Raw genomic sequence first — 26,045 nt, 5'->3', positions numbered from 1 at the left:
CGCGGACTCAGTCCTCGTCGGCTTCGTCGCTGTCGACGGGGTCGGCGTCTTCGGCGCTGGCCTTCAGGCCCAGTGCGGCCGGCAGCATCAGGGCGCGCAGCACCTGGAAGATTTCGCGGTAGGCGCGTGGCGGCTTGTTCCTGGCCTTTTCGGCCTGGGCATTGCGCACCAGCGTGCGCAGCTGCTGGCGGTCGGCCTGCGGGTAGTCGTCCAGCAGTGCAGCCAGCGCCTTGTCACCCTCGGCCAGCAGGCGCTCGCGCCAGTCTTCCGCGCGGTGCATCATCGCCACTTCGCGGCGGCCGGTTTCGCTGTTGGCGTCCAGCGCATCGCGGATCGCATCCAGCGTGGCGTCTTCTTCGCGGCGCATGTGCTTGGCCAGGAACGCCAGCTGGCGCTTGTGGGCGATGTGGGCGGTGATGCGCTTGCACTCGGCGATATGCGGCAGCAGGTCTTCCGGGATCGGCAGGCGTGCCAGCTGGGCCGGGGTCAACGACACCAGCTTCTCGCCCAGGGCCAGGACGTCGAGCGCGTCGCGCCGGTTCTGGCTGCGGCTCTTGTCGTGGAATTCACCGGTTTCTTCGTCGCGTCCGCGCATCGTTCCTACCTGATCTCAAAAAAAGTCGCCCGGCGTGATGCCGGGCCCAACCCGTACAGGATAAAGCATTGAACGTGATCGCCCCTGAAGTCGCTGTCGGCGACGACAGCCTGGCCCGACTGGAACGGCTGGCCGACCTCTCCCAGCAGCTGCTCGACCGCGCCCGTGCGCTGGGCGCCAGCCAGGCCGAGGTCAGCTGCAGCGAGGATCGTGGCCTGGAGGTCAATGTCCGCCTTGGCGAGGTGGAGACCGTGCAGTCCACCCGTGACCGCGGTATCGCCGTCACCGTCTATTTCGGCCAACGCAAGGGCAGCGCCAGCACCGGCGACCTGAACGAGGCCAGCCTTGCCGCCACGGTCGAGCAGGCCTGTGCAATCGCCCGGCACACCGAAGATGACCCGGCTGCCGGCCTGGCCGAGGCCGCGCTGATGGCCTCCGACTTCCCGGATCTGGATGCCTGGCACCCCTGGGCGCTGCAGGCCGACGAGGCGGTGGACCTGGCCCTGGCCTGCGAGAACGCAGGCCGTGAGGCCGATGCGCAGATCCGTAATTCCGACGGCGCCTCGGTTTCGAGCATGCAGAGCCTGTCGGTGTACGCCAATTCGCATGGCTTTTTCGGCCGTGAGCGTGGCACCCATCATTCGGTGGGCTGTGCGCTGATCGCCGGCCAGGGCGATGGCATGCAGCGCGATGGCTGGTACACCAGCGCGTTGGCCCGGGAGGACCTGGAAGACGTGGGCCTGGTCGGCCGTCGTGCTGCCGAGCGCACCGTCGCCCGCCTGCAGCCTCGCTCGATGGCCACCGGCACCATGCCAGTGCTGTTCGCCCCGGAAGTAGCGCGCAGCCTGGTTGGACACCTGCTGTCGGCGGTGTCCGGCGGTGCGCTGTACCGCCAGGCCAGCTTCCTGCTGGACAGCGTTCGCCAGCAGCTGTTCCCGGACTGGATGCAGATCGAGGAACTGCCCCACCTGCGCCGTGGCCTGCGCTCGGCCGCCTTCGACGGTGACGGCGTGGCCACGCGTGCTTCGGCCCTGGTCCGTGACGGCGTGCTGCAGCGCTACGTGCTGGGCAGCTACTCTGCACGCAAGCTGGGCCTGCAGACCACCGCCAATGCCGGTGGCGTGCACAACCTGCAGCTGGCCGCCAACGCGGGCTCCCTGCAGGACATCGCCCGGCAGATGGGCGATGGCCTGCTGGTGACCGAATTGATGGGGCAGGGCGTGAACGGGGTGACCGGCGACTACTCGCGCGGTGCCGGCGGCTTCCGCGTCGAGAATGGTGAGATCCAGTACCCGGTGGATGGCATCACCATCGCCGGCAACCTGCGCGAGATGTTCAGCAGCATCGAAGCGGTCGGCAGTGACGTCGACCCGCGCTCGCACATCCGGACCGGTTCGATCCTGCTGGGGCGGATGACCATCGCCGGTAATGATTGATGGCGTCGATGGCGTAAGCTATGCCCGCCTGACGCAACCAGCTTGGTGCTGGTGGGTCAAGACCACCCAATGAAAAGGAGTTTTGTCGTGAGCGAATTCGATAACGTCCCGCCGCCGCCGGCCACCACCGACGTACCGGCCGACCAGCGCACCATGGCCCTGGCTGCCCACCTGCTGGGCATCTTCACCGGCTTCATCGGCGCGCTGATCATCTGGCTGATCAACAAGGATGACGCGGGCAAGGCCTTCGTGACCGACCAGGCCAAGGAAGCCCTGAACTTCCAGATCACCGTGACCATCGCCATGGTCATCAGCATGATCCTGACCATCGTGATCATCGGCGTGTTCCTGGCCCCGATCGTGGGCATCATCAGCCTGGTGTTCAGCATCATCGCAGCGGTCAAGGCCAACAACGGCGAAGCCTATCGCTACCCGTTCGCACTGCGCCTGATCAAGTAATACCGGCGGCATGCGGAATTGAGAACGCCCGGCATTGCCGGGCGTTTTCATGTGCGGGGAGCGACGGGCGGTGCCCGGCGAGCGATCAATGATCGCGTTCGACCGCCAGCGTCGCCAGTGCACGCAGTGCATCGGCCTCTTCGCCATACCCGGCCAGGATCGACTGCATGCGTGCGGCCAGTTCGTGCAGCTGAGCCTTGGCACCGTCCATGCCGAGCAGGGCGGGGAAGGTGCTCTTGTCCTGCGCCTGGTCCTTGCCGGCGGTCTTGCCCAGCTGCTCGGAACTGGCCTCGACATCGAGGATGTCATCGCGTACCTGGAAGGCCAGGCCGAGTGCGTCGGCGAAGCTGTCCAGCTGGGCCAGCTGAGGTTCGTGGGCCTGGCCGCACAGCGCGCCCATGCGCACCGCCGCACGGATCAGCGCGCCGGTCTTCAGGGCATGCATGCGGGTCAATGCCGCCAGCGTCTGCTGCTGGCCGGTGGCATCGATATCCAGCGCCTGGCCGCCGCACATGCCAGCGGCGCCGGACGCGTGGGCCAGGGTCTGCAGGCAGGCCACGCGCAGCGTGGCCGGCAGCGGTGCATCGGCCAGCAGGCCGAAGGCACGGGTCTGCAGCGCGTCGCCTGCCAGAATCGCGGTGGCTTCATCGAAGGCGATGTGGGTGGTCGGCTTGCCGCGACGCAGCGCGTCGTCATCCATTGCCGGCAGGTCGTCATGCACCAGCGAGTAGGCGTGGATGAGTTCGACGGACATGGCGGCCGCATCCAGGCTTTCCGGCTGCGCACCGAACAGGTGGCCACTGGCGTAGACCAGCAGTGGGCGCATGCGTTTGCCACCGCCCAGCACCGAATAGCGCATGGCCTGGTGCAGGCGCTGCGGTGCTTCGGCAGGCGAGGGCAGCGCGGCGTCGAGCTGGCTTTCGATACGGTCGCGCCAGCGCGCGAACAGAACCTCAGCCGTCATGGCTGGGCGGATCGAAAGGCTCGGATGCTTCCGGCTGCGCCGGATCGCTGAGCAGGCGCACGCGCAGCTCGGCCTGCTCCAGCGCCTGCTGGCACTGGCGATACAGACCGACGCCACGTTCGTAAGCACTGAGCGAAGCTTCCAGGCTCAGCTCGCCGGTTTCCATCTGCTCCACCAGCTGCTCCAGCGATTCGAGCGACTGCTCGAACTGGGCGACCGGGGAGGCGTTTTCGGGGGACTTCTTGGCCATGCGGCAAGTGTGGACGGGCCGCGCGCGGGGGTCAATTCACCAGCCGCCCGGGCGCCACTGCAACTGCGCGCCATGCGCCTGCAACCAGGCCTGCAGCGGTGCGGCGATGACCACGTCGGCGGCGGCCAGCAACTGCGGGCCATCAAAGATCAGCGGCAGCTGCGCGCGGCGCCAGGGGGCGAGGTGTTCGCGTTGGAGGCAGTCCTTCAACGCGTGCGAATGCTGGCGACCGGGCAGCAGAATGCGCTCACCGCCCACGCGTGTACGGACCTGCAGCGGGCGTTCGAAGGCCGGGGTGCCCTGCAGGCGCAGTTGTCCACCATCGGGCAATGGCAGCGGTGCGCGTCCATCCCATTCGGCCTGCCACTCGTGGGGAAGCGCAGGCAGCCGGGCCGGCAGCAGGTAGGCGTGGTCGCGCCACTGTTGGATCGCGTGATCGTGCCAGCGCACCCGCGCCTGGCGATCGTTGTCGGCCGGCAGCAGCTCGTCCAGCGCCTGCTGCAGCACGGTGGCCGGCAGCGGTGCCGCGTCGTGGCCGGCCACCCAGGCACGCAGCACGCGTGCGGCACGGCCCGGTGAGACCTGGCGAAGCAGCTGCAGCGACAGCACGCGTGGAGCGACTTCCAGGTGTGCGATCAGCTGGGCGTCTTCCTCGTCAAGCAGTTCGCGGGTCTGCCCGCAGTGGGTTGCGCTGCCCGCCATCGCCGCAGCGGCATGCGGCCAGCGCTGGCGCAACAGTGGCAGTACCTGCAGGCGCAGGAAGTTGCGATCGGCGTGGTCGTCGGCGTTGCTGGGGTCTTCGATCCAGTGCAGTGCATGCTGGCGGGCATAGTCGAGGAGTGCACTGCGTGGCACTGCCAGCAGCGGTCGCCATAGAGGCTTTTCGCCAAGGCGGCTGTGCGTGGACATCGCCGCCAGGCCATCGACGCCGGAAGCGCGCAGGGCGCGCAACAGGAAGGTCTCGGCCTGGTCGTCCTGGTGCTGTGCCAGCGCCAGGGTTTCGCCGTCGCGCAGTTCGGCCGCGAACGCGGCGCGTCGTGCCAGTCGCGCGGCACCCTCGGTGCCCAGGCCTGTGCCGTTCTCGACCTGCACGCGGTGCACGGCCAGTTCGATGCCCCAGGCGTCGCATTGCTGCTGGCAGTGCAGCACCCAGTCATCTGCATCGGGCTGCAGCCCGTGGTGCACGTGCACCGCGCGCAGCGCCGTGCCGGAAGCTTGCGCGCAGCACCACAGCCAATGCAGCAGCACGGTGGAGTCGACACCACCGCTGTAGCCCACCAGCAGCGGCGCATCCAGCGGAACGAGGGCAGGGAATTCACTCACGCCGGCAAGTATAGGGTTGGTCGGCAGGGCTGCGCCCTGCACCCGCAGACGCGCAAGCAACGGCAACGGCCGAAGCAACAGCAGAAGCGGGTTTCCTGAGGGTTGGCGGGGTGGGTCCGGTTGCGGGGGCCGCTGCAAGTCCCCCTCCGGGGCCCGGCCCAGCCGCTGGCGGCTGTGCGTTCGGGCGCTTGCGAAGCAGTGCTTCGCAAGCAAAGCGCCCTCACCCATGTAAGCTCGGTCGCCGCTTGCTCGTGTGCGCGTTCCTGCGCACACGGCAAGACCGGGGTTGGGCGTCCTGCCCAACCCGCCCGAGGCATGCCTCGGGCCCATGCGGCTCACGCCCCCGCAACCGGACCCACCCCGCCTTCGACAGAATGCCGCGATCTGCCAGAACGGCGTCGTGCACCGCTTTGGTAGGTGTCGACCTTGGTCGACACAGTAGATCCACGCCATGCGTGGATGACTCATTCGATATCTGACAGATGTGTCGACCAAGGTCGACACCTACCAACAGCCGCCGGAAAACTGTCGAAGGCGGGGTACTGTGGGTCTGCGGGGTGTGAGCCGCATGGATGCGGCGACCAAGGCTACATGGACGTACTTGCGCCGTCCCCGCAAACCCACAGTGCCCCGCCATCCCACGGAATGCACGCTGTTGCTGTTGCTTCGGCCGTTGCCGTTGCGTCTGCAGGTGCAGGGCGCAGCCCTGCCGAAAACCTACTTTACCCGACGACCCGAACGGTCGATGCGGAACCGCTCTCCGCCTTCCATCGGCGTGTGGCCATCGGCATCCGGCGTGCCGCGCCGGCAGCCATTGCAGACTTCGGCCACGCCATCCTGGAACGGCCAACCGAAATCGAAGGTGCCGGGCACCACCTGGCGGAACTTCAGATCGAAGTAGGCCACGCGGTTGCCGACGCGGGCGCGCAGCAGGCCTTCCTGCGGTGTTTCCGGACCGTTGTCCCAGGTCAGTACCGGCAGGCTGCGGCCCTTGCGGTTGACGTAGTGGAAGCCCTGGTCGGCGTACACCACGGCCAGGCCATGGTCGTCGTAATTCAGGTCCTTCAAGGTGTCGGCACTGATCTTCGGCCGGTGATCGACCACTTCGCAGTTGGGCAGCGGCCACAACCCGTGTTCGTCGGTCAGCAGCTTGCACGCCGGTGCCTGTGCCGCTGCATTGGCACTGACCAGCACGCCAAGCAGGACCAGCGACCGCGCGAAGCGGCCGCTGGCAGGGGCAGGGTGGGCCTGCCTCACGATCACTTGGCCTCGGCCTTGCGCTCGAATGCGGTCGGCGCCGGCAGCTGTACCGGCACGCCCTTGTCATCGCAGGTGCCGGCCTGGCACAGGCGCTCGCGCAGGGCCGGGGTGGCCTGCACGATCATGTGGTAGATCGCGTTCTGTTCCAGCGTGCCGCGGATCGCCTTGCTGCCCGGGCCGCGTGCCCAGATACCGACGTCTTCGCCGCCGTGCGACTCGGACTTCATCGGCACCAGTGCTTCCTGCATGTAGTCCGGATGCTCGGTGTCGACCTCGCGCAGGTTCGGGCGGCCGTTGGCCGGTTCGAAGCTGCTCGGGTTGTGCGGGTAACGCTTCGGACCGGCCGGCTGCTGGTTGCTGCTGCCGGTGTGGCCCGGGCCGTTGGCGTAGCTCAGCGTGGTGTAGGGCTGGCCGGTGCCGTCCAGCGCGTAGTCCAGCTTGCCGGCGCCATCTTCGCCGCCCTTGTCCTTCACCTTGCCCAGGATCGGGTTGCCGCGTGCCGGGTAGCCGACGAAGTTCAGGGTGTGCGAGTGGTCGGCGGTGACGATGATCAGGGTGTCGTCGGCCGACGTCAGTTCGTTGGCCACGCGCACCGCGTCGGACAGGGCCACGGTCTCGGTCAGCGCACGGTAGGCGTTGCCGCTGTGGTTGGCGTGGTCGATGCGCGCGCCTTCGATCATCAGCACGTAGCCTTCCTGGTGCTTGGCCAGGTTCTTGATGGCTGCCGCCGTCAGTTCGGCCAGGCTCGGCTCACCGCCCGGATCCTGCGGGCGCTCGTACTCGTAGCGCATGTGGTCCGGCTCGAACAGGCCAAGGATGGCCGGCGCATTCGCGGCGGCGGCCAGCTGCTTGCTGTTCCACACGTAGGCACCCTGCGGATGCGCCTGCTGCCATTCCTGCACCAGGCTGCGGCCGTCCAGGCGCTGGCCGACCTTGTCGTCGTACTCGGGATCGCGCTCTTCCACGGTGGTGAACTCACCACGACCACCGCCGAGGGCGACCAGCGGGCCACGGCCATAGCGCGAGGTGGACAACAGCTGCTGGGCGATGTCCTTGCAGCCGGCGGCCTTCGCGGCTTCGGTCAGGTCGGTGTCGTTTTCCCAGTTGCGCTCGGGCGAGTGCGCGTAGGTGGCGGCCGGAGTGGCATGGGTCAGGCGTGCGGTGGACACCACACCGGTGGCCAGGCCGGCGCTGTCGGCCAGCTGCAGCCAGGTCAGCAGGCCCTTGGACAGGCTGTCGGCGCAGTCGGTGCGGCTGCCGGCGCTGACGCCGATCGCGCCCATGTGGGTCTTCACGCCGGTGGTGATGGCGGTCATGGTGCCGGCCGAATCCGGGGTCTGCGAATCGGTGTTGTAGGTCTTGCTGAAGGCCGTGGCCGGGAAGCGCTCCCAGGACAGCAGGTTCTCTTCACCCGAGCCGCCCTTCTGCTGGCCTTCGTAGATGCGCGAGGCGGCCACCGTGGTCAGGCTCATGCCGTCGCCGAGGAACAGGATGACGTTCTTGGCCTTGCCGGACATCGCGCCGTTGGCGGCGGCCTGGGCGGCGCCGCTGCGGTACCACCACTGCGGGGTCTCGCCGGCCGGATGGGCAACGGGGTCGACGGCGACCTTCAGGCCGGCCGGGGCGGACGCGGGGGTGGTGCTGGCGCAGGCGCCCAGCAGCAGGGTGGTGGCGCAGGCGGCCAACAGGGAGACGGAACGGCGCATGGACGCTGGGATCTCACAAACTGTAACGGGACGTTCATTATGCCCGCCCTCGCAAGGCACGCCGATGACACACTGATTTGCCGGCCGGGCGGTCGTTCTGCGGGCCGCCTTGGGCTATCGTGCCAGCATCCCTTCCTTCCCCTCTGGATTGCCTATGAAGCTGGTCTCTGCCTGGCTGCGGATTCCATTCTGGCAGCGCGTGGTCGGTGGCTTCGTGCTCGGCGCGCTGGCCGGCTGGGCGCTCGGCCCGGCCGCGGAAACGTGGTTCGGCCCGCTCGGCGAGCTGTACGTCACCCTGATCAAGATGATCGCCGTGCCGCTGGTGTTCTTCGCGGTCATCAACGCAATCTCGTCGCTGCACGGCCAGAAGTCGGTCGCCGCGCTCAGTGGCCGCACCTTCCTGTGGTTCGTGATCACCGCCGCGTTGGCGGTGTGCGTCGGCCTTGGCGTGGGTACCGTGCTGCAGCCCGGCGCCGGTGGCCTGCAGCTGTCGATGGCCAGCAACTACGTGCCGCGCGAAGTGCCCAGCGTGGTGCAGGTGCTGCTGGACGTGGTGCCGGCCAATGTCTTCTACGCGCTGTCCGGCATCGGCACCAAGGTCAATGCGGCCGGTGAGACCGTGCTGGCTGCCGGTCGCGGCTCGATCCTGCCAGTGATCTTCTTCGCTGGCCTGGTCGGCTTTGCCATCGTCAAGCTGGGCGAGAAGGTGACCGAGGCGCGCAAGCTGGTCGGGCAGATGAGCGACATCATGATCCAGGTGACGCGCTTCGTGCTGGAAGTCACCCCGATCGGCACCTTCGGCCTGATTGCTGGCCTGGTCGGCAGCTACGGTTTCGAGAAGCTGCTGCCGCTGGGCCACTTCGTGCTGGCGCTGTACGTGGCCTGCGCACTGCACATCGTGGTGGTCTACAGCGCACTGCTGCTGGCGCACGGCCTGAACCCGTTGAAGTTCTTCCGTGGCGCGGCGCCGGGCATGCAGGTCGCCTTCGTCAGCTCGTCCAGCTTCGCCGCGATGCCGGTGGCGCTGCGCTCGATCACCCACAACCTGGGCGTGAACAAGGACTACGGTTCGTTCGCGGTGCCGCTGGGCGCCAGCATCAAGATGGATGGCTGCGGCGCGATCTATCCGGCGCTGTGCGCGGTGTTCATCGCGCAGTACAGCGGTGTGCCGCTGACCCCGGAACAGTACGTGGTGGTGCTGATCGCCTCGGTGCTGGGCAGCTTCGGTACGGCCGGCGTGCCCGGTACCGCGGTGATCATGGCCACGGTGGTGCTGAGCGCAGCCAACCTGCCGCTGGAGACCATCGGCTACCTGTATGCCATCGACCGCATCCTGGACATGATGCGCACGATGACGAACGTGACGGGCCAGATGCTGGTGCCGGTGATCGTGGCCAAGGAAACCGGCCTGCTTGACCAGGCGGTGTATGACAACCCGTCCAGCAACGTGGGCGTGGATGATCCCGACCCGACACCGCCACGCGGCTGAGGTTGCGTGGAGATGAAAAGCCCGCCCTGACCGGCGGGCTTTTTGTTTTGGAGCTGACTGGCGCGGTGCCGATCAGGGTAGGTCCCTGGTAGATCCACGCCATGCGTGGATGGCCGCAGTGCCGACCAACGGTCGGCACCCACTGGGGCAGGTGGCGCAGTGCCGGCCAAGGTCGGCACCCAGTGGGGGCGCAAACAAAAAAGCCGCTGCAGGGCAGCGGCTTTCTCGTGTGAGGCGGCGCGGTAGCGCCAACCGGTCAGATCAGAGATCGACCCGGCGGGCCTGCATGAACTTGTTGCCCCAGTAGCCGCTGAGCAGGGTGTCCACGCGGACGTCCTTGCCGGAGCTCGGTGCGTGCAGGAAGCGGCCATCGCCAACATAGATGCCGACGTGGTCGACGCGGCCCTTGCGGCCGAAGAACACCAGGTCACCGGCAGCCAGTGCGGTGCGGTCGTTGATCAGTTCGGCGTTGTCATCGTGCGCCATTTCGCGGGAGACGCGCGGCAGCTCGATACCCAGGGCCGAGCGGAACACGTAACCGACCAGGCCGCTGCAGTCGAAACCGCTGTCCGGGTTGCTGCCACCCCAACGGTACGGGGTGCCCAGCAGGGTCATCGCGCGGCGCAGCAGCGATTGCACCTTGCCGTTGTCGGCGGCGGTGCCGACAACGCTGCCATTGGCGGCGCTGCTGGTGTCGTAGTTGGCGAGCAGGCGGCTGAGATCACCGGCCACCACGGCCGAGCGGTCCATCAGCGGAATGGTGTCGTTGGCAGCCAGGTGCGGCAGCAGGGCGGCCAGCGTGGCGCTGGCGGCGGCATCGACGCGGCTGCGCTGCGGAGCGGCAGCCTCGGCCTTGGCGGCCGGTCGGGGGGTGCTCTCGGCCACCGGGGCCGGGGTCACATCGGAACGGTTCGGAGCAGTCTGCGACCAGGCCGGAAGGCTGGTCAGGCACAGTGCCAGGCCAAGCAACAGCGGGCGGGCACTACGTGAAGATACGGAAGTCTGGCCTTCGCTTTTCAGGTCGTCAGTCGTCACGCGTCGGTCACAGGAAAAAAACGATGGGGCATCATGCCCTGTAAAAGCGGCAATAAGTTAAAAATTCCGTTAGTAAATCGTTAGTTGCATGGTGATGTGCGTCACAATTTTGAACATATCGCCTGTTCATCTTAGCGAAGGACGCGTTTCGCCCCGGTGTAGTGGTCCTTCCAGTACGGACCGCTGAGCGAGTCCAGCCGGACCGTGCCACCGGTGCTCGGCGCGTGCACGAAGCGCCCTTCACCCACATAAATGCCGACATGGGTGACGCTGCCGCGGCTGCCGAAGAACACCAGGTCGCCGGTGGCCAGGCGCTGCGGGTCGATCTTCGGGCCCTGTACCGCCGCCAGGTCGCGCGAGGTGCGCGGCAGTTTCAGGTCCAGCATCTCGCGGTAGACGTAGGCCACCAGGCCGCTGCAGTCGAAGCCGGAGTCGGGGGTATTGCCGCCATAGCGATAGGGGGTGCCGACCAGGCTGATGGCGCGCATCAGCACCGAGTTGGCCGCCTCGGGATTGTCCGGCACGGTCTTCGGCCAGTTCGCGGTCGGCGGGGGCGGCGCGGGTCGGGTGGCCTTGCCGCCGCCGCAGGCGGTCATCAGCACGGGCAGGGCCAGCAGCAGGGCCGGGGCGAGGAGCCGGCGCAGGCCGGACGAAACTGGCGTGATGTGCATGATCTCCGGATAATGCGCCACCTTAGGATTGGCCGTCATGATGGCGGCGTCCCCGCCGGGCGACAACCCGCCCCAACCCGCCTGCCTCCGGCAGATCCAGACAGAGTTGCGCATGAAGATCGAAAAAGACCGCGTTGTCCGCTTCCACTACACCGTTTCCGAAGTCGGCCAGGAGCCGATCGAATCGTCCAAGGACCGCGGCGAGCCGCTGGCGATCCTGATCGGCCACGGCAACATCATCCCGGGCCTGGAAAACGCCATGATGGACAAGGAAGCCGGTGCGACCTTCAGCGTCGACGTCAACGCTGCCGATGCCTACGGCGAGCGCCGTGAGGGCCTGTCCCAGCGCGTGCCGAAGAAGCACTTCGGCAACACCAAGCTGGCTCCGGGCCAGCAGGTCGTGCTGCAGACCAACTTCGGCCCGCGTGCGGTGACCGTGCAGAAGGTCGGCATGAGCGTCGTCGACGTCGACCTGAACCATCCGATGGCCGGCAAGGACCTGCACTTCGACGTGGAAATCGTCGATGTGCGCGAAGCCGGCAAGGAAGAAATCGACCACGGCCACGTCCACGGCGACGGCGGTCACCAGCACTGATCGCAGCGCGATCGTGATGGCAGCAACGGCCCGCTTCGGCGGGCCGTTGCGTTTGTGGAACACGGCGCGGCCATCCATGGCGCGCAGGCCGGCGGCATAATGGCGGACCTGCCCGACGGACGCCCTGTGAACGCCGCTTCTCCTTCCCTGCAGCCGGTGGCTTCCGGCGAACGCATCGCCGTGCTTGACGTGCTGCGCGGTGCTGCGCTGCTGGGCATCCTGCTGATGAACATCGAGGCCTTCAGCGGGCCGCTGGACCTGGCGTTCACCGGCATCGACGTGCATTGGCAGGGCATCGACTACTGGGCCGATGCCTTTGTCTACGTGTTCGTGCAGGGCAAGTTCTTCACCCTGTTCTCGTTGCTGTTCGGTGCCGGCTTCGCGGTGATGGCGCAGCGCGCTGAGGCCGCCGGGCGCGACTTCACCCCGTTCTACCTGCGCCGCAGCGCTGGCTTGCTGCTGATCGGTCTGTGCCATGCACTGCTGGTCTGGTCCGGCGACATTCTGGTGATGTATGCACTGATCTCGTTGCCGCTGCTGGCCTGCCGCGAGGCGCCACGCAGCTGGCTGCCGTGGATGGGGCTGATGGTCTACCTCGGCGGTGTGGCGATGATGCTGCTGGTCGGCGCGATGGTGTCGATGGCTTCGGCCGAAGATGTGCAGGGCATGCTTGCCGAGGCGCAGCGGAGCATTGAGCTGCAGCGGCAGGTGTACGGGCAGGGCAGCTGGGCGCAGGCCAATGTGCAGCGCCTGAGTGAGTTCGGTACGTCGATGGGGGCGCTGCTGATCACCGGTCCGGAAGTGCTGGGCATGTTCCTGATCGGCAGCTGGTTCGCCGGCAGTGGCGCGCTGGCGGCGCCGGAGCGCTTCCCGCGGCTGTACGCGTCGCTGCGCTGGATCGCGTTGCCGCTGGGCCTGCTGGTCACGCTGCTGGGGGTTGCCTGGAAACCCTACCTGGCACCCGGTGCGTACAACCTGCCGGTGACGGCGGCGATGGGCCTGGTGACCATAGGCGGCCTGCCGATGTGCCTGGGCTATCTGGCGTGGATCGTGCACTGGCGCACGCGGCTGGCCTGGCTGGCGCCGGTGGGGCGCATGGCGCTGACCCATTACCTGGCGCAGTCGCTGGTCTGCACGCTGCTTTTCTATCACTACGGACTGGGATGGTTCGAGGTGATGCCGCGCAGCGTGCAGCTGCTGTTCGCACTACTGCTGTTCGCTGTGCAGGTGGGCATTTCGCACGCGTGGTTGCGCCGCTTCCGTTTCGGGCCGATGGAATGGCTGTGGCGTGCGATGACCTACCGGCAGTGGCCGCCGATGCGGCGCGGGGCCGGGCAGGGCTGATCGATGCAGGGCGCGCGCGAGGATGTGATCGTGGTCGGCGCCGGTGCCATTGGACTGGCCGTCGCGCTCGCGCTGCGCGCACAGGGCCGGCAGGTACGCGTGATCGACCATGGGCGTGTCGGCGGCGCGACCTCGCATGGCAACTGCGGCACCATCACCCCCAGCCACGCGCCGCCGCTGCCAGCGCCTGGCGTACCGTTGCGCGCGCTGCGCTGGATGCTCGATCCGCGTGCGCCGTTGTACGTGCGTATGCGACTGGACCCTGCATTGTGGCGCTGGCTGCTGCAGTTCAGCGCACGCTGCAATGCCCGCGACTGGCTGCAGGCCACGCGCGCCCGCGCTGCGCTGCTGAATGATTCCCGGCTGCGCCTGGCACAGTGGGTGCAGGTGCATGCGCTGGACTGCGAATTCGATACCCACGGTCTGGACTACGTGTTTGGCGATGCCCGCAATTTCGATCGCCACGCCGCTGAGTGTGAGGCACTGAACGCGCAGGGCATCGCCACGGCGCGCATCGATGGCGCCGACTATGCGCGCGACAATCCAGCTTTCCATGATCGCATTGCCGGCGCGATCCACTTCCCCGGCGATGCGCAGCTGCGTCCGGACCGCTACACCGCCGAACTGGCGCGCGTGCTGCGTGCACAGGGCGTGGTGATCGAAGAGCACTCGGACGTGCAGGATTTCAGCGCCCACGCGCAGGGTGTGCGCGTGCACGTCGGCGAACGCACGCTGCACGCACGCGAGCTGGTGCTGGCCACCGGGCCGTGGTCGCCGCGCTGGGCACGGCAGCTGGATCTGCGCGTACCGATCCAGCCCGGCAAAGGTTACTCGCTGACCTGGTCGCGACCGGTGCAGGTGCCGCAGCGCCCGGTGGTGCTGAAGGACCATTCCGTGTTCGTGATTGCCTGGCGCGAGGCGTTACGACTGGGCGGCACCATGGAATTCGCCGGTGCCGACCCGCAGCTGCGCACGGCCCGCCTGCAGGCCCTGCAGCAGGCCGCCGACCGCTACCTGCGCGCGCCACGCGGTGCGCAGCTCCAGGAGCAGTGGTGCGGGTGGCGCCCCATGAGCGTGGACGACGTGCCGTTGATCGGCCGCGCGCCCGCGCATCCTCACGTCTGGCTTGCAGCGGGGCATGGCATGCTCGGCATCAGCATGAGCGCCGGCACCGGCCAGCTGATCGCCGATCTCGTCTGCGGCCGCACGCCAGCGATCGATCCTGCCCCTTACCGACCCGAGCGATTCCGATGAGCACTGCATCCTATGATTACGACCTGATCGTCCTTGGCGGCGGCTCCGCCGGCCTGGCCGGCGCGATCCGCGCCGCGCAGCACGGCAAGCGCGTGGCCATGCTGGAGCCCGGTGAGCTGGGCGGGACCTGCGTCAATGTTGGCTGCGTGCCGAAGAAGGCGATGTGGCTGGCGGCCGACCTGCACGAGCGCATCGGCCTGGCCAGTGCGATGGGCTTCGATGTTCAGGCGCGCCCGGCGCTGTCGTGGAAGGAACTGGTGATCCATCGCCAGGCCTACATCAGCAACATCCACACCAGCTACCACAAACGCCTGGATGAGACCGGCGTGGTGCGCATTCCGGCGCGCGGCCATCTGCTCGATGCGCATACCGTGGCCTGCAGTGATGGCGTGCGTTACAGCGCCGAGCACATCCTGATCGCCACCGGCGCGCACCCGCTGCGTCCAGATATCCCCGGCGCGGAACTGGGCCTGGTCTCCGATGATTTCTTCGATCTGCGTGCGGCACCGGCCGAGGTGGCGATCATCGGTGGCGGTTACATCGCGGTGGAGCTGGCCGGCCTGCTGCAGGCACTGGGCAGCAAGGTGAGCCTGCTGGTGCGTGGCCAACGGCTGCTGGATCGCTTCGATTACGAGCTGACTGATCAGCTGGCCGAGAACCTGAAGCAGCAGGGTGTGCGCATCCATTTCGGCTATCGCCTGCGCGAACTGCAGCGCGATGGCGAACGGGTGCGTGCGTTCGGCCATGACGGCCCGCTCGACAGCGTGTTCGACGCGGTGTTCTTCGCCACCGGCCGCCGCGGCAACAGTCGTGATCTGGGCCTGGAAGCGCTCGGCATCGGCATTGGCGAACATCAGCAGGTGCAGGTGGACGAATGGCAGACCACCAGCGTGCCGAGCGTGCACGCGGTGGGTGACATCGCCGGCAAAGTCGGCCTGACTCCGGTGGCGGTGGCGGCGTCGCGGCGCCTGATGGATCGCCTGTTCGGTGGCCGCCCGCAGTCGAAGATGGATTACGAGAATGTGGCCAGCGTGGTGTTCTCGCACCCGCCGCTGGGTGCGGTGGGCATGAGCGAGGAAGAAGCGCGCGCGCGTTTCGACCAGGTGAGCGTTTACCACAGCCGTTTCCGACCGATGCTGCAGGCGCTGGCCAACGGTACACAGCGCAGCCTGTTCAAGATGGTCTGCGCCGGCCCGGAAGAACGCGTGGTGGGTATCCACCTGCTGGGCGAAGCGGCCGACGAGATCCTGCAGGGTTTCGCGGTGGCGGTGAAGATGGGCGCGACCAAGGCCCAGTTCGATGACACCGTGGCGATCCACCCGACCTCGGCCGAGGAAGTGGTGCTGATGCGCTGACCTGCGGTTGCTGCAGAGCCGAGCCCATGCTCGGCCGTCGCTCTTTGTAGAGTCGAGCCATGCTCGACTGCGGTGGAAAGACAGTCGAGCTTGGCTCGACTCTACAGGGCGGGCACCGGACGGCTCCGTGCGACAATGGCCGCCCCCGCGCTTTCCCCAGCCGCTCCGAGCGGCCCGCCGTCGTCCTGATGTCCAATCCCGCTTCCCGTATCGCCACCGCCTCCCCACGCATTGCGCTGGGGGGGATCGGCCTGGCCGCGATCGGCGCCATCGCTGCTTCCGGCAAGGCGATCATCGTCAAGCTCGGCCTGCGTCACGGCGTGGATGCCACCACGCTGCTTGCCCTGCGCATGCTGATGGCGCTGCCGCTGTTCGTTTTGATGGCGCTGTGGGCCGCGCGTCGGGCCGAACCACTGTCCTGGGCCGACCGAGCCCGTGTGCTGTGGCTGGGTTTCACCGGCTACTACCTGTCCAGCCTGCTCGACTTCCAGGGCCTGCAGTACATCAGCGTGACCCTGGAACGATTGATCCTGTACTTGAATCCGACCCTGGTGCTGCTGATCAACGTGCTGCTGGCGCGCCAGCGGCCGGGCCGATGGCAGATCGGCGCGCTGGTGCTGAGTTATCTGGGCGTGCTGCTGGCGTTCGGCCACGACCTGCAGCGTGAGGGCGGGCAGATCATCCTCGGCAGTCTGCTGGTGCTGGGCAGTGCACTCAGCTACGCGCTATACCTGTTCGGCAGCGGCCAGGTGGTCGCGCGCATCGGCGCGGTGCGTTTGACTGCCTATGCCAGTTGCGTGGCCAGCGTGCTGGTGCTGCTGCATTTCGCGGTGACCCATCCGCTGCCGTTGTTGTGGCAGGCACCGGCGCCGGTGCAGTGGTTGTCGCTGGTCAATGCCACCGTGTGCACGGTGCTGCCAGTGCTGGCGATCATGCTGGCGGTGCAGCGCGTGGGTTCGTCGCTGGCCGCGCAGGTCGGTATGCTGGGCCCTGTTTCCACCATCGTGATGAGCCTATGGCTGCTCGACGAACCGATGGGGCCGGCGCAGATCGCCGGCACCGTGCTGGTGCTGATCGGCGTTCTGCTGCTAACCCGCCTGCGGCGCTGACGCCTGAGCAGGCGCGCGCGCGCATCCTGGCGGTGATCCGCGCGATCCCGGCGGGGCAGGTGATGGGCTATGGGCAGGTGGCGCTGCGCGCGGGCCTGCCCGGGCGTGCGCGCCTGACCGCGCGCATCCTCGGCCAGAACGATGACCCGGACCTGCCCTGGCACCGCGTGCTGCGCTCGGATGGGCGCATCGCCATGGAAGAAGGGTCGGCCGGCTGGCGCGAGCAGTCGCAGCGGCTGCGTGCCGAGGGCGTGGTGGTCGAGAATGGCCGGGTGCGGATGCCAGCGACCGATCCGGCGGCAGCGCTGGATGCGGCCGTGTGGGGCCCGGGCTGAGCACCGCTGGCGACTGAACAGGCTACTCCTGCCGGTCGCCAACAAGACACGGTGCTGCGGCTATGATGGAGGCCGTTCCATGCCGGTGCTCCCATGTTCCCGCGACTGCCAACCGTCACCAAGGCCCTGCTGATCGCCAACGCGATCCTGTTCCTGCTGCAGCAGCCGTTCCTGCTCGGCATGCAGACCTTCGAGCCGTTCATGCTGCAGCCGTTGCAGCAGGGCTTCGATGCGTTCTCGCCGGGCGGCAATTTCCAGCCGTGGCAGCTGCTGACCTATGGCTTCCTGCATGGCAGCTTCGGCCATCTGTTCTTCAACATGCTGGCGGTCTTCATGTTCGGCGCGCCGCTGGAGCAGACCTGGGGCGAAAAGCGCTTCCTGCTGTACTACCTGGTGTGCGTGGCCGGTGCCGGTGTCTGCCAGCTGCTGGTGGGGACGCTGCTGGAAAACCCGGCCACGGTGCTGGGTGCTTCCGGCGGCGTGTTCGGCCTGCTGCTGGCCTACGGCATGCTGTTCCCCAACCAGCGGGTGATGCTGCTGTTCCCGCCGATCCCGATGAAGGCACGGACCTTCGTGATCCTGTTCGGTGTGGGCGAGCTGGTGCTGGGCATGACCGGCTGGCAGCCCGGCGTGGCCCACTTCGCGCACCTCGGTGGCATGCTGTTCGGCTGGTTGCTGATCCGCTACTGGCGCGGGCAGCCGCCGTTCAACAAGCGCCGCCCGCCTGGCCCGCCGAAGCGCCCCAACCATCTGCGCAGCGTCAAATGATCCGAAGGATCATTTGACGCTGTAGGTGCCGACCGTTGGTCGGCACGCCTTGTCCCACGCGGGTAGGTGCCAACCTAGGTTGGCACGCTTTGAATGGGATCATTTGACGCGGTAGGTGCCGACCGTTGGTCGGCACACCTCTACCCATCCTGCAGCACCACCTGCGCGGCATTGTGCCCGGGCGCACCGGTGACGCCACCACCGGGATGGGTGCCCGCACCGCACAGGTACAGACCGGGCAGGGCACCGCGATAGCCGGCCTGGCCGACCATCGGCCGTGCCGAGAACAACTGGTTGGCACTGAGCGCACCGTGGAAAATGTCGCCGCCGACCAGGCCGAAGGTGCGTTCCAGATCCAGCGGCGACAGCACCTGCCGACCGAGCACGCTGCCGGCAAAGCCGGGCGCATACCGTTCGACGGTGGCAATCATCAGGTCCGCCACAGTCTCGCGGTGATCATCCCAGTGACGCCCGTCGGGCAGTACCGGCGCCACGTGCTGGCAGAACAGGCTGGCCACATGCTGCCCGCGCGGCGCCAGTGAATCATCCAGCGTGCTCGGAATCAGCATCTCTACGATCGGTTCGCGCGACCAGCCTTCGCGGCGCGCATCCAGCCAGGCGCGGTCCATGTAGTCCAGGCTGGGGGCCATGATGATGCCGGCGCTGAGGTGATCGCCGGGGCCGGGCAGGGCACGGAAGTCCGGTAACCGCGACAGCGCCACGTTCATCCGGAAGGTGCCGGAACCGCAGCGCCAGTTCGTCATGCGTTCGCGTGTGGCAGCGGGTACCTGCGTCGGCTCCAGCAGCTGTTCGTACAGCAGCTTCGGATTGACGTTGGCCACCACCGCGCGTGCACGCAGGGTTTCGCCGTTGACCAGTTCCACCCCCACGGCGCGGCCTTGTTCGGTCAGTACCTGTTGCACACCGGCATCCACGCGCAGTTCGGCCCCGGCCTCGCGCGCCGCACTGGCGATGGCCTGGCTGATCGCGCCCATGCCGCCGATCGCGTGGCCCCACGCACCTTTTACGCCATTGCACTGGCCGAATACGTGGTGCAGCAGTACGTAGGCACTGCCCGCTGTATACGGGCTTGCGTAGTTGCCGACGATGCCATCAAAGCCGAACAGCGCCTTGATCGGCTCGCTCTCGAACCAGCGGTCCAGGTACTCCGCCGCCGACAGCGTGAACAGGTCCAGCAGTTCCTGCCGCAGTGGCGCATCCAGCGCCGCCAGTTCACGACCGAGACGGCCCATCTGCCACAGGGCGGGCAGGGCACGCCAACCGCCCGCTGCCCCCAGGTCCGGCGGCGCGCGCAGGGCCCATGCGCGCAGTACGTCGGCGAAGATTTCCAGGCGTGCCTCGTACGCGGGCAAGCGCTGCGCATCCCGCTCGGAGAACTTGGCCACCTCGGCCTGAGTGCGGCCAGGAGCCGACAACAGATAGCGGTCGTCGGGCAATGGCAGGAAGTTGTTGGCCGGGCGCGCGACGATGCGCAGCCCATGCGCATGCAGCTGCAGGTCGTCGATCACCTTCGGCTGCAGCAGCGAGACCGTGTACGAGGCGACCGAATTGCGGAAGCCGGGATGGAATTCCTCGGTGACCGCAGCGCCGCCAAGAACGCCGCGACGTTCCAGCACCAGCACCTTCTTTCCGGCACGTGCCAGATAGGCCGCGCAGACCAGGCCGTTGTGGCCACCGCCAACGATGATCGCATCCCAGGTCATCTGCACCTCGCGAAAAAGGGGACGGAGGGGATTAAGTCGCAATTCGCATGGGGTCACCGGCAATGGGGAAAAAACGACTTAATCCCCTCCGTCCCCTTTTTTGATCGCTGCTTCGATGGTGGCGATGTCGATCTTCTTCATCGGCATCATCGCGTTGAATGCGCGCTTGGCCAGTGCCTTGTCCTGGCTGGTCACCGCTTCGATGAGCATGCGCGGGCTGATCTGCCAGGAGATGCCCCAGCGGTCCTTGCACCAGCCGCATTGGCTCTCCTGGCCACCGTTGCCGACGATCGCATTCCACAGGCGGTCGGTCTCGGCCTGGTCCTCGGTCTGGATCTGGAAGGAAAACGCTTCGCTGTGCTTGAACGCGGTGCCGCCGTTGAGGCCGACGCAGGGGATGCCGCAGACCGTGAATTCGACGGTCAGTACGTTGCCTTCCTTGCCGTCCGGATAGTCACCGGGGGCGTGATGCACGGCGGTCACCGCGCTGTCGGGCAGGATACTGGCGTAGAAGGTGGCGGCCTCGAGCGCGCCGTTGTCATACCAGACACAGATCGTGTTCTTGTGCGCCATCAGCGTGGCTCCGCAGCGGGTGAGATGCCAGCGATAGCACGTCGACCGTTAATCCGGCATCCGCTGACACCGCGTGCGCGGAGGTGCCTCAGGGCGCTGGAGACGGCTGCAAGTGACTGAAAGATAAATGAAATATGTGCGGTATTCACTATTGTGTCGAAATTAGTCTTTAAAGATCAAATGGTTACATCCGTTCATCTGCCGTTGCATGTGTTTTATTGATGAAATTAAGATCGGGTTCAGTTGTCGTGAAGCCTTCGCTTCGCTGCAGCGGAATTGCCACAGACGCCTGATCTCACTGAATCAAGGAAACTTCATGACCAGCCGCACCAACGTTGCACGGTTGAAGCGCACCGCCCTCGCAGTCGTCCTGACCTCATTCATTGGCGCCGCCGCCGCGCAGAGCACCACCGGCTCGCTGTTCGGCAACGCCCCCGCCGGCACCACCATTGTCGTGCAGAGCGACACCGGCCTGACCCGCTCGGCGACGGTCGACAGCAGTGGCCGCTACAACCTCGGCTCGTTGCCGGTAGGCAAGTACACCATCACCCAGCAGCGCGATGGCCAGACCGTCGAGCGTCGCGAGAACGTGCTGCTGAGGGTGGGCGGTGGCACCGAGGTGTCGTTTGGGGGCGGCGCGGCCGGAGCGACCACGCTGGGTACGGTGAATGTCGTCGCCGCCAACGTGCCGAAGATCGACGTCAGCAACACTGTCTCCAAGTCGGTGATCACCTCCGAGCAACTCGACGTGCTGCCCCTGGGCCGTAGCGCCGAAGCCATTGCGTTGCTGGCGCCGGGTGTGGTGTCTGGTAGTGGATCCTTTACCAATGGTTCGCGGTCGGTGCTGTCGTTCGGTGGCTCCAGCGTTACCGAGAACGCCTACTACCTCAATGGCTTCAACGCCTCCAACCCGCTCAGCAACCTCGGAGGTGTCAGCCTTCCCTATGGCTCGATCGACCAGCAGGAAACCTACATGGGCGGCTACGGTGCCGGCTATGGTCGCTCCACCGGTGGCGTGATCAATCAGCTGGGCAAGCGCGGTACCAACGAATGGCATTTTGGTGTGCAGGCTACGTGGGCACCTGACTCGTTGGCCGCCTCCGCAGCGACGGTGATGTATCCGGACCGGGAGTTGCCTGCAGGCTATGCCTATACCAAGGACTCGCTACGTGGCAGCCTTTATCGCTACCGCAAGGACGATGCCGCGACTCGCACCACCTACAGCGGTTATGCCAGTGGCCCGTTGATCGAGGATCGCCTGTTCATCCATCTGGCCGCCGAGAAGGACCGTACGGAAGGCGTGTCGACGAACAGTGCGGCGGCTTCGCAACAGGTTCGCAACCACTACACGATCGACACGCCGAAGTTCTACGGCAAGATCGACTGGAACATCAACGACAGCAATACCCTTGAGTACACCCGTGTGCAGAACACCGATCGCACTGGTGGCTACTATCGGTCGTTCGAGTACGACGACCTGACCGAAGGCGATCGCACCGGTACCTTCCCGAACACCACGAAGGTCAAGGACGATTTCGATATTTTCAAGTACACCGGCTACCTGACTGATGACCTGACCCTCAGCGCGGTCTGGGGACGCAGCAAGCAGATCAACCTGGAATCCAACCCGGCCTCGTCCGGCATCCCCTATCTCAGTGCTCCGGGTAACCAGGACCCGGCCATCACGGGCGGGCGTCCGATCCGCAACAGCCAGCCTGAGCTCTATGAAAAGGCTGCAGATGCGGGCAGCAAGACTCGCGGCTTGCGACTGGATCTGCAGTATCGCATCGGTGACCACGAGCTGACCGGTGGTATCGACAACATGTATTACCAGGGGCACAACGAAGGCCAGAAGGTCACGGGCCCCGGCTATGCGTGGATCTATGGCCGTGTCGAACCCGGCGAATCGCCGAGCCCGCGCTTCGACATCGCGCCACCGCCGGGTGATGGCTACTTCGTGCAGAAGTACATCCTCTCGACGACCACCAGCATGTCAGTCAAGCAGAAGGCCTACTACCTGGAGGATCGCTGGCAAGTCACGCCGAACTGGTTGCTGACCATCGGCGTCCGCAACGACAAGTTCACCAACTACAACAGTGATGCCAAGCCTTATGTGGAGAGTGGCGATCAGTGGGCGCCGCGCCTTGGTGCAAGCTGGGACGTGTTCGGCGATTCGTCGCTGAAGTTGTTCGCCAACCTCGGCCGCTACTACCTGGCACTTCCGAACAGTGTGGCCATTCGTGGTGCTTCGGCATCGACCTTCACCCGCGAGTACTTTGCCTACAATGGCATTGATGAGAACGGTGTTCCGACGGGCCTCACCGCGCTTGGCCCGGGTCCGGTGTCGTCCAACAACGAGTACGGCCAGACCCCGGATCCGCTGTCGGTAGCTCCAACAGACCTGAAGTCGCAGTATCAGGACGAACTCATTCTTGGTTTCGAGAAGACGCTGGGTGAGCGCTGGAACTCCGGTGCTAAATTCACCTATCGCCGCCTGCAGTCAGCTATCGACGACACCTGTGACTCGGACCGCATCATCGACAAGCTGGACGCGATGGGCGTTGATTCAAGCGATCTGGTGATCCCAGGTTGCGTGATCTTCAATCCCGGCAAGACGAACACCATCATGCTCAAGCATGCGGATGGCTCGGGCTATACGCCTGTAAGGATGAGTTCGGCAGACTGGGGTTTCGGGAACAAGAAGGCCAAGCGCGATTACATTGCTGTGGATCTGTTCATCGAGCATCCGCTGAGTGACAAGTGGTATGGCCGCTTGGACTACACCTGGTCGCGCAACTTCGGCAACACCGAAGGCCAGGTGAAGTCGGACATCGGACAGGATGATGTTTCCAAGACTCAGGACTGGGATGCTGGGGCGTTGATGGAATACGCGGGCGGGTACCTCGCCAACGACCGGCGCCACCAGCTGAAGGGCTATGGTGCATACATGTTCAATGACGAGTGGTCGGCGTCGGCGACCCTGCGTGTCATGTCCGGAATGCCGAAGAGCTGCCTGGGCTACTACGGCACCGATGAAAGCGATCCTTTGGGTTACGATGCGGCGTATCACTATTGTGGTGGCACGCCGTCGCGCCCGGGTGACGCCGGCCGTACGCCATGGACCACGCGCGTGGATCTGGGTGTGATGTATCGCCCTGCGTTTGCCGATCACAAGTTGGCTTTCGGTCTGGATGTCTTCAATGTGCTCAATCAGCGTCGTGCCGTGCAGACCGATGCGGTATATGAGGATGCCCCCTACACCGTGTCGAACACCTATGGTATGGGCACGTTCTTCAGCGCACCGCGTTCGGTCCGTGTCAGTGCGTCCTACGACTTCTGATCGTAGTCACGTGTCGACCTCTCCATGAGATGAATTGGGCCCCGGCAATGCCGGGGTCTTTTTTTGGTTCTTCACCCAACTCCGGGGAAGGCGGCTCGGATTTTGAGGAAGAAATAGGCGTCGTCCCGGTATCCGTAGGCGACGCGCTTTATGACCTTTATCTTGTTGTTGATCCCCTCGACCAGATTCGTTCCGAGGGGCCACCGGCAATGAGCCAGAATGCCTGCCAGATAGGGCTGTAGGCGACGGACAAACGTTCGCAGGGGCTCCAGGCGGCTACGCAATGCGCGCTGTCGCCAGCTCTTCCACGCTTTTGCTGCCCAAGCCTGGCTACGGTAGCGCCAGAGCTGCTTCAAGTCGTCTTTCAGCACATAGGCCGTCAGTAGTACCTTGTTGGCAGCCAGCAGCTCCTTGAGCTTCACTCGTTGATCCGCCGGGACATTCTGCCGGTTGCGCAGCAAGAGCCAGCGAGAGGTCTTCACCACACGCCGAGCAGGTTTGTCCTGGCGCAGCCTGTTGGCTTCATCCACGCGGACCCTGTCGATGACCTCCCGGCCGTATTTGGCCACCACATGGAACAGGTCGTAGACCACTTCGGCATTTGGGCATTGGGCTTTCACTTCTAGGTCGAATGCCGAATTCATGTCCATGGCGACCACTTGGATACGTTCGCAGCCCTCCCGGCCCAACAGCTCGAAAAAGGGGCGAACATCCGCTCGGCTACGACCACGCCCAACCCATAGCACTCGTTTGCGGGACGGCTCTACTATCACCGTGGCGTAGCGATGGCCCTTCTGGATCGCGAATTCGTCCATTGCAAGAATACGGAATCCGGAGAGGTCCACCGGTCCCAACGTCTGCTGCAAGTGCCTGAAATCAAGCGCCTTGACGGTTTTCCAGTCCAGTCCGTGCCATCTGGCTGTGGCATGGATCGACGTGGTAGCACACATCTGTGCAACGCTCTTTGCGAGTCGTTGCGTGACCCGGCAGTGCCGATCCAGCCAGTCCAGATGCTCCAGCTTCGGCCCGCAACGAGGGCAGGCCACGCGCTGCCGCTGCACCTCCAGCTCGACCGGCTCATCGAAAACAGGCAGATCACGGATACGCCGGATCACATGGTCGTGGATGGAGGTAACCCACTTGGAACAGCCGCTGCAGCGGTGCCTGCGGCGTCCATCGGGAAGCAGCGAAAGTACCAGCCACGAGACCCCATGACGAACCTCGCGTCTCCAACCATCCAGGCGATACCCCGCCCAGTCCCCCAACAACGGCATACAATCCAGCTTGGCCACGGCCGGCCCCAGTTTGTAGTCTCGACAACCACAATCTAGCGGGTCGGCCGTGAGCCTCTCCCCTCAGATGGGAGAAGAACCCTTTTTTTGGGAGTGACTCGCATGACCCGACCTACCATAGGTAGACATCTACGGGGGGGGGGATGGTCCGGCAGCCGGCAGGCCAAGGACGCCCGATGCATTGCATCGGGCGTCTGCACATTAAGGCCCAGGTGGGGGCGCTCAGCGTTGTAGATCTCTACTGCCTCACCCACCATCTGGCGGGCCTGTCCCAGGTCCCGTGGGCGATGAAGCGTTCCGATAGCAGTCGTAGTCGCCGGTCATCGAGCAGGTCTGGCCATGCCGCGCATGGATCTTCTAGTAGTAGTCCGAGCAGTACTGGATGCCGCGATCAGAGTGATGGATCAGCTTCTGCTATGTCTTTCTTCCTTTCAATGTCATCTCCAGTGCCTGAGCTACCTGCTCTGTCTGCAGCGTTTCATGCACGTTCCAGACCACGATCTTGCGTGACCATGCATCCGTGACCAGGCTCAGTTATACGAATTTCCCCCGCGTCGGCAGATGGGTGATATCCGCTACCCATACCTGTCCGATACCGGTGGGTGTCACGCAACCTTCGTCCGGTTCGAGCAGGTTCGGATGCCTCCGGAAGCGATGATGGCTGTCGGTGGTCTTGCGATAAGCCGGATCTGTTGGCACCAACAGGCGTGGTTCTTGAAGCACCTCTGACAATCGGTCGCGCCCCAGGGTGATGCCCACCGCCTGTAGCTTCGGTTCGATCAAATGGTGCAGTTTGCGCGTAACGATCCGCACGCGTCACCTGCATGAGGAGGCGCTACAAGGGATGCACCAGCGCGCAACGCCAGAGGCCATGCGCAGGGATCGCTGCACGGTGGAGCACCCGTTTGCGGGCCTGAAGTACCGGATCTTTGGTCATCCGCGGCTACTGATGCGCGGTTTGGCCGGGGCAACAGCGGAAATGGCAATCGCAACCATTGTCTGGAACCTCAAGCGAGCCATGGCGATGCTGGGGGCGCAGGCAATGAGGCGGACGCTGCTCGCTTGACACCAAAACAAACAACGCCCCTGACGGGGCGTTGCTTGTATCGACCGGCTCGGCTGCTTGTTACACAGACTGTTTCGCCGGCCTTTTTCTGTTGTCGCTATG

23 protein-coding genes and 1 pseudogene are annotated in these 26,045 nt (G+C 65.7%); 12 read left to right on the top strand and 12 right to left on the bottom strand.

Annotated elements, in window-relative coordinates:
* Positions 1-7: 7 nt before the first annotated feature.
* Positions 8-595 carry a ribosome biogenesis factor YjgA gene (gene yjgA / locus AC5O77_RS03555; RefSeq protein WP_049398682.1) on the bottom strand — a complete coding sequence of 196 codons (588 nt, stop codon included), beginning with the start codon at positions 593-595 and terminating at the stop codon, positions 8-10.
* A 68-nt stretch (positions 596-663) separates the two neighbouring features.
* Here yjgA and pmbA point away from each other — a divergent pair, with 68 nt between their 5' ends.
* Together pmbA and AC5O77_RS03545 are read left to right on the top strand one after the other, a co-directional pair.
* Positions 664-2,031 (top strand): metalloprotease PmbA, encoded by a 1,368-nt coding sequence (gene pmbA, locus AC5O77_RS03550; RefSeq protein WP_197615829.1) that lies wholly within the window; start codon positions 664-666, stop codon positions 2,029-2,031.
* Between the two features lie 87 nt (positions 2,032-2,118).
* Complete coding sequence (locus tag AC5O77_RS03545) at positions 2,119-2,490, top strand: DUF4870 domain-containing protein (RefSeq protein WP_010482972.1); 372 nt, start codon at positions 2,119-2,121, stop codon at positions 2,488-2,490.
* Positions 2,491-2,575: 85 nt separating this feature from the next.
* On the opposite strand, the gene AC5O77_RS03540 is transcribed toward AC5O77_RS03545, so the two are convergent.
* From AC5O77_RS03540 to AC5O77_RS03520, 5 genes are all read right to left on the bottom strand, one after another.
* Positions 2,576-3,454 (bottom strand): polyprenyl synthetase family protein, encoded by an 879-nt coding sequence (locus tag AC5O77_RS03540; RefSeq protein WP_121504580.1) that lies wholly within the window; start codon positions 3,452-3,454, stop codon positions 2,576-2,578.
* On the bottom strand, positions 3,444-3,704 hold the full coding sequence (locus tag AC5O77_RS03535; protein WP_005410522.1) for an exodeoxyribonuclease VII small subunit: 261 nt from the start codon (positions 3,702-3,704) through the stop codon (positions 3,444-3,446). The genes AC5O77_RS03540 and AC5O77_RS03535 overlap by 11 nt, the downstream gene beginning before the upstream one ends.
* 36 nt (positions 3,705-3,740) lie before the next feature.
* Positions 3,741-5,039, bottom strand: coding sequence for a tRNA lysidine(34) synthetase TilS (gene tilS, locus AC5O77_RS03530; RefSeq protein ID WP_494506502.1), 1,299 nt, complete (start codon positions 5,037-5,039; stop codon positions 3,741-3,743).
* 705 nt (positions 5,040-5,744) lie between these two features.
* Entirely contained in the window at positions 5,745-6,290 is a 546-nt protein-coding gene (locus AC5O77_RS03525) for a WG repeat-containing protein (RefSeq protein WP_032128996.1), read from the bottom strand.
* The gene (locus AC5O77_RS03520) at positions 6,287-7,993 is read right to left on the bottom strand and encodes an alkaline phosphatase (RefSeq protein ID WP_032128997.1); all 1,707 of its coding nucleotides are present in this window, start codon (positions 7,991-7,993) and stop codon (positions 6,287-6,289) included. The genes AC5O77_RS03525 and AC5O77_RS03520 overlap by 4 nt, the downstream gene beginning before the upstream one ends.
* Positions 7,994-8,147: 154 nt before the next feature.
* Between AC5O77_RS03520 and AC5O77_RS03515 the strand changes: the two genes are divergently transcribed.
* Positions 8,148-9,482 carry a dicarboxylate/amino acid:cation symporter gene (locus tag AC5O77_RS03515; protein ID WP_046988032.1) on the top strand — a complete coding sequence of 445 codons (1,335 nt, stop codon included), beginning with the start codon at positions 8,148-8,150 and terminating at the stop codon, positions 9,480-9,482.
* Between the two features lie 261 nt (positions 9,483-9,743).
* Here AC5O77_RS03515 and AC5O77_RS03510 read toward each other — a convergent pair whose 3' ends face one another.
* Both AC5O77_RS03510 and AC5O77_RS03505 read right to left on the bottom strand, forming a co-directional pair.
* Complete coding sequence (locus AC5O77_RS03510) at positions 9,744-10,517, bottom strand: C40 family peptidase (RefSeq protein ID WP_053091065.1); 774 nt, start codon at positions 10,515-10,517, stop codon at positions 9,744-9,746.
* 131 nt (positions 10,518-10,648) lie between these two features.
* Positions 10,649-11,227, bottom strand: coding sequence for a C40 family peptidase (locus AC5O77_RS03505; protein WP_065428014.1), 579 nt, complete (start codon positions 11,225-11,227; stop codon positions 10,649-10,651).
* 73 nt (positions 11,228-11,300) lie between these two features.
* Here AC5O77_RS03505 and AC5O77_RS03500 point away from each other — a divergent pair, with 73 nt between their 5' ends.
* The 7 genes from AC5O77_RS03500 to AC5O77_RS03470 all read left to right on the top strand — a co-directional run bounded on the left by AC5O77_RS03500 (position 11,301) and on the right by AC5O77_RS03470 (position 17,948).
* Positions 11,301-11,783, top strand: coding sequence for an FKBP-type peptidyl-prolyl cis-trans isomerase (locus tag AC5O77_RS03500; protein WP_049398704.1), 483 nt, complete (start codon positions 11,301-11,303; stop codon positions 11,781-11,783).
* Between the two features lie 99 nt (positions 11,784-11,882).
* Positions 11,883-13,127 carry a DUF418 domain-containing protein gene (locus tag AC5O77_RS03495; protein ID WP_494506479.1) on the top strand — a complete coding sequence of 415 codons (1,245 nt, stop codon included), beginning with the start codon at positions 11,883-11,885 and terminating at the stop codon, positions 13,125-13,127.
* A gap of 3 nt (positions 13,128-13,130) precedes the next feature.
* Entirely contained in the window at positions 13,131-14,381 is a 1,251-nt protein-coding gene (locus AC5O77_RS03490; protein ID WP_293799512.1) for an NAD(P)/FAD-dependent oxidoreductase, read from the top strand.
* A complete protein-coding gene (gene gorA, locus AC5O77_RS03485; RefSeq protein ID WP_293799514.1) occupies positions 14,378-15,736 on the top strand; it encodes a glutathione-disulfide reductase in 1,359 nt (452 codons plus the stop codon). Before AC5O77_RS03490 ends, gorA begins: the two co-directional genes overlap by 4 nt.
* A 188-nt stretch (positions 15,737-15,924) precedes the next feature.
* A complete protein-coding gene (locus AC5O77_RS03480) occupies positions 15,925-16,845 on the top strand; it encodes a DMT family transporter (RefSeq protein WP_478057009.1) in 921 nt (306 codons plus the stop codon).
* Entirely contained in the window at positions 16,842-17,180 is a 339-nt protein-coding gene (locus tag AC5O77_RS03475) for an MGMT family protein (protein ID WP_317217438.1), read from the top strand. The genes AC5O77_RS03480 and AC5O77_RS03475 overlap by 4 nt, the downstream gene beginning before the upstream one ends.
* A gap of 93 nt (positions 17,181-17,273) precedes the next feature.
* Positions 17,274-17,948, top strand: coding sequence for a rhomboid family intramembrane serine protease (locus AC5O77_RS03470; protein WP_005410509.1), 675 nt, complete (start codon positions 17,274-17,276; stop codon positions 17,946-17,948).
* 140 nt (positions 17,949-18,088) lie between these two features.
* Here the strand turns inward: AC5O77_RS03470 and AC5O77_RS03465 are convergent, their stop codons facing one another.
* Positions 18,089-19,672: a phytoene desaturase family protein gene (locus AC5O77_RS03465; protein WP_478057008.1), complete on the bottom strand. Its 1,584-nt coding sequence runs from the start codon at positions 19,670-19,672 to the stop codon at positions 18,089-18,091.
* Between the two features lie 78 nt (positions 19,673-19,750).
* The gene (locus AC5O77_RS03460; protein WP_032128230.1) at positions 19,751-20,245 is read right to left on the bottom strand and encodes a VOC family protein; all 495 of its coding nucleotides are present in this window, start codon (positions 20,243-20,245) and stop codon (positions 19,751-19,753) included.
* Between the two features lie 316 nt (positions 20,246-20,561).
* Between AC5O77_RS03460 and AC5O77_RS03455 the strand changes: the two genes are divergently transcribed.
* The gene (locus AC5O77_RS03455; RefSeq protein ID WP_478057019.1) at positions 20,562-23,585 is read left to right on the top strand and encodes a TonB-dependent receptor; all 3,024 of its coding nucleotides are present in this window, start codon (positions 20,562-20,564) and stop codon (positions 23,583-23,585) included.
* 71 nt (positions 23,586-23,656) lie between these two features.
* On the opposite strand, the gene AC5O77_RS03450 is transcribed toward AC5O77_RS03455, so the two are convergent.
* Together AC5O77_RS03450 and AC5O77_RS03445 are read right to left on the bottom strand one after the other, a co-directional pair.
* A complete protein-coding gene (locus AC5O77_RS03450) occupies positions 23,657-24,859 on the bottom strand; it encodes an ISL3 family transposase (RefSeq protein ID WP_478057018.1) in 1,203 nt (400 codons plus the stop codon).
* 188 nt (positions 24,860-25,047) lie between these two features.
* Positions 25,048-25,687 (bottom strand): annotated as a pseudogene (locus AC5O77_RS03445) (transposase); the annotation flags it as partial.
* Between the two features lie 34 nt (positions 25,688-25,721).
* On the opposite strand from AC5O77_RS03445, the gene AC5O77_RS03440 reads away from it, so the two are divergent.
* Positions 25,722-25,943: a transposase gene (locus AC5O77_RS03440; protein WP_478057007.1), complete on the top strand. Its 222-nt coding sequence runs from the start codon at positions 25,722-25,724 to the stop codon at positions 25,941-25,943.
* The last annotated feature ends 102 nt before the right edge of the window (positions 25,944-26,045 follow it).

This window comes from Stenotrophomonas sp. INTA L402-1 (genome assembly GCF_059295135.1).
Note: the sequence above shows the minus strand (reverse complement) of the source record. Positions and strands in the feature narration are given on the sequence as shown.

What these genes read in the sequence shown, in the direction of transcription:
- yjgA (WP_049398682.1), bottom strand. Translation starts at nt 595, where the DNA reads ATGCGCGGACGCGACGAAGAAACCGGTGAATTCCACGACAAGAGCCGC.
- AC5O77_RS03540 (WP_121504580.1), bottom strand. Translation starts at nt 3,454, where the DNA reads ATGACGGCTGAGGTTCTGTTCGCGCGCTGGCGCGACCGTATCGAAAGC.
- AC5O77_RS03535 (WP_005410522.1), bottom strand. Translation starts at nt 3,704, where the DNA reads ATGGCCAAGAAGTCCCCCGAAAACGCCTCCCCGGTCGCCCAGTTCGAG.
- AC5O77_RS03520 (WP_032128997.1), bottom strand. Translation starts at nt 7,993, where the DNA reads ATGCGCCGTTCCGTCTCCCTGTTGGCCGCCTGCGCCACCACCCTGCTG.
- AC5O77_RS03515 (WP_046988032.1), top strand. Translation starts at nt 8,148, where the DNA reads ATGAAGCTGGTCTCTGCCTGGCTGCGGATTCCATTCTGGCAGCGCGTG.
- AC5O77_RS03505 (WP_065428014.1), bottom strand. Translation starts at nt 11,227, where the DNA reads ATGACGGCCAATCCTAAGGTGGCGCATTATCCGGAGATCATGCACATC.
- AC5O77_RS03500 (WP_049398704.1), top strand. Translation starts at nt 11,301, where the DNA reads ATGAAGATCGAAAAAGACCGCGTTGTCCGCTTCCACTACACCGTTTCC.
- AC5O77_RS03495 (WP_494506479.1), top strand. Translation starts at nt 11,883, where the DNA reads ATGGCGGACCTGCCCGACGGACGCCCTGTGAACGCCGCTTCTCCTTCC.
- AC5O77_RS03490 (WP_293799512.1), top strand. Translation starts at nt 13,131, where the DNA reads ATGCAGGGCGCGCGCGAGGATGTGATCGTGGTCGGCGCCGGTGCCATT.
- gorA (WP_293799514.1), top strand. Translation starts at nt 14,378, where the DNA reads ATGAGCACTGCATCCTATGATTACGACCTGATCGTCCTTGGCGGCGGC.
- AC5O77_RS03480 (WP_478057009.1), top strand. Translation starts at nt 15,925, where the DNA reads ATGTCCAATCCCGCTTCCCGTATCGCCACCGCCTCCCCACGCATTGCG.
- AC5O77_RS03470 (WP_005410509.1), top strand. Translation starts at nt 17,274, where the DNA reads ATGTTCCCGCGACTGCCAACCGTCACCAAGGCCCTGCTGATCGCCAAC.
- AC5O77_RS03465 (WP_478057008.1), bottom strand. Translation starts at nt 19,672, where the DNA reads ATGACCTGGGATGCGATCATCGTTGGCGGTGGCCACAACGGCCTGGTC.
- AC5O77_RS03460 (WP_032128230.1), bottom strand. Translation starts at nt 20,245, where the DNA reads ATGGCGCACAAGAACACGATCTGTGTCTGGTATGACAACGGCGCGCTC.
- AC5O77_RS03455 (WP_478057019.1), top strand. Translation starts at nt 20,562, where the DNA reads ATGACCAGCCGCACCAACGTTGCACGGTTGAAGCGCACCGCCCTCGCA.
- AC5O77_RS03450 (WP_478057018.1), bottom strand. Translation starts at nt 24,859, where the DNA reads ATGCCGTTGTTGGGGGACTGGGCGGGGTATCGCCTGGATGGTTGGAGA.
- AC5O77_RS03440 (WP_478057007.1), top strand. Translation starts at nt 25,722, where the DNA reads ATGCACCAGCGCGCAACGCCAGAGGCCATGCGCAGGGATCGCTGCACG.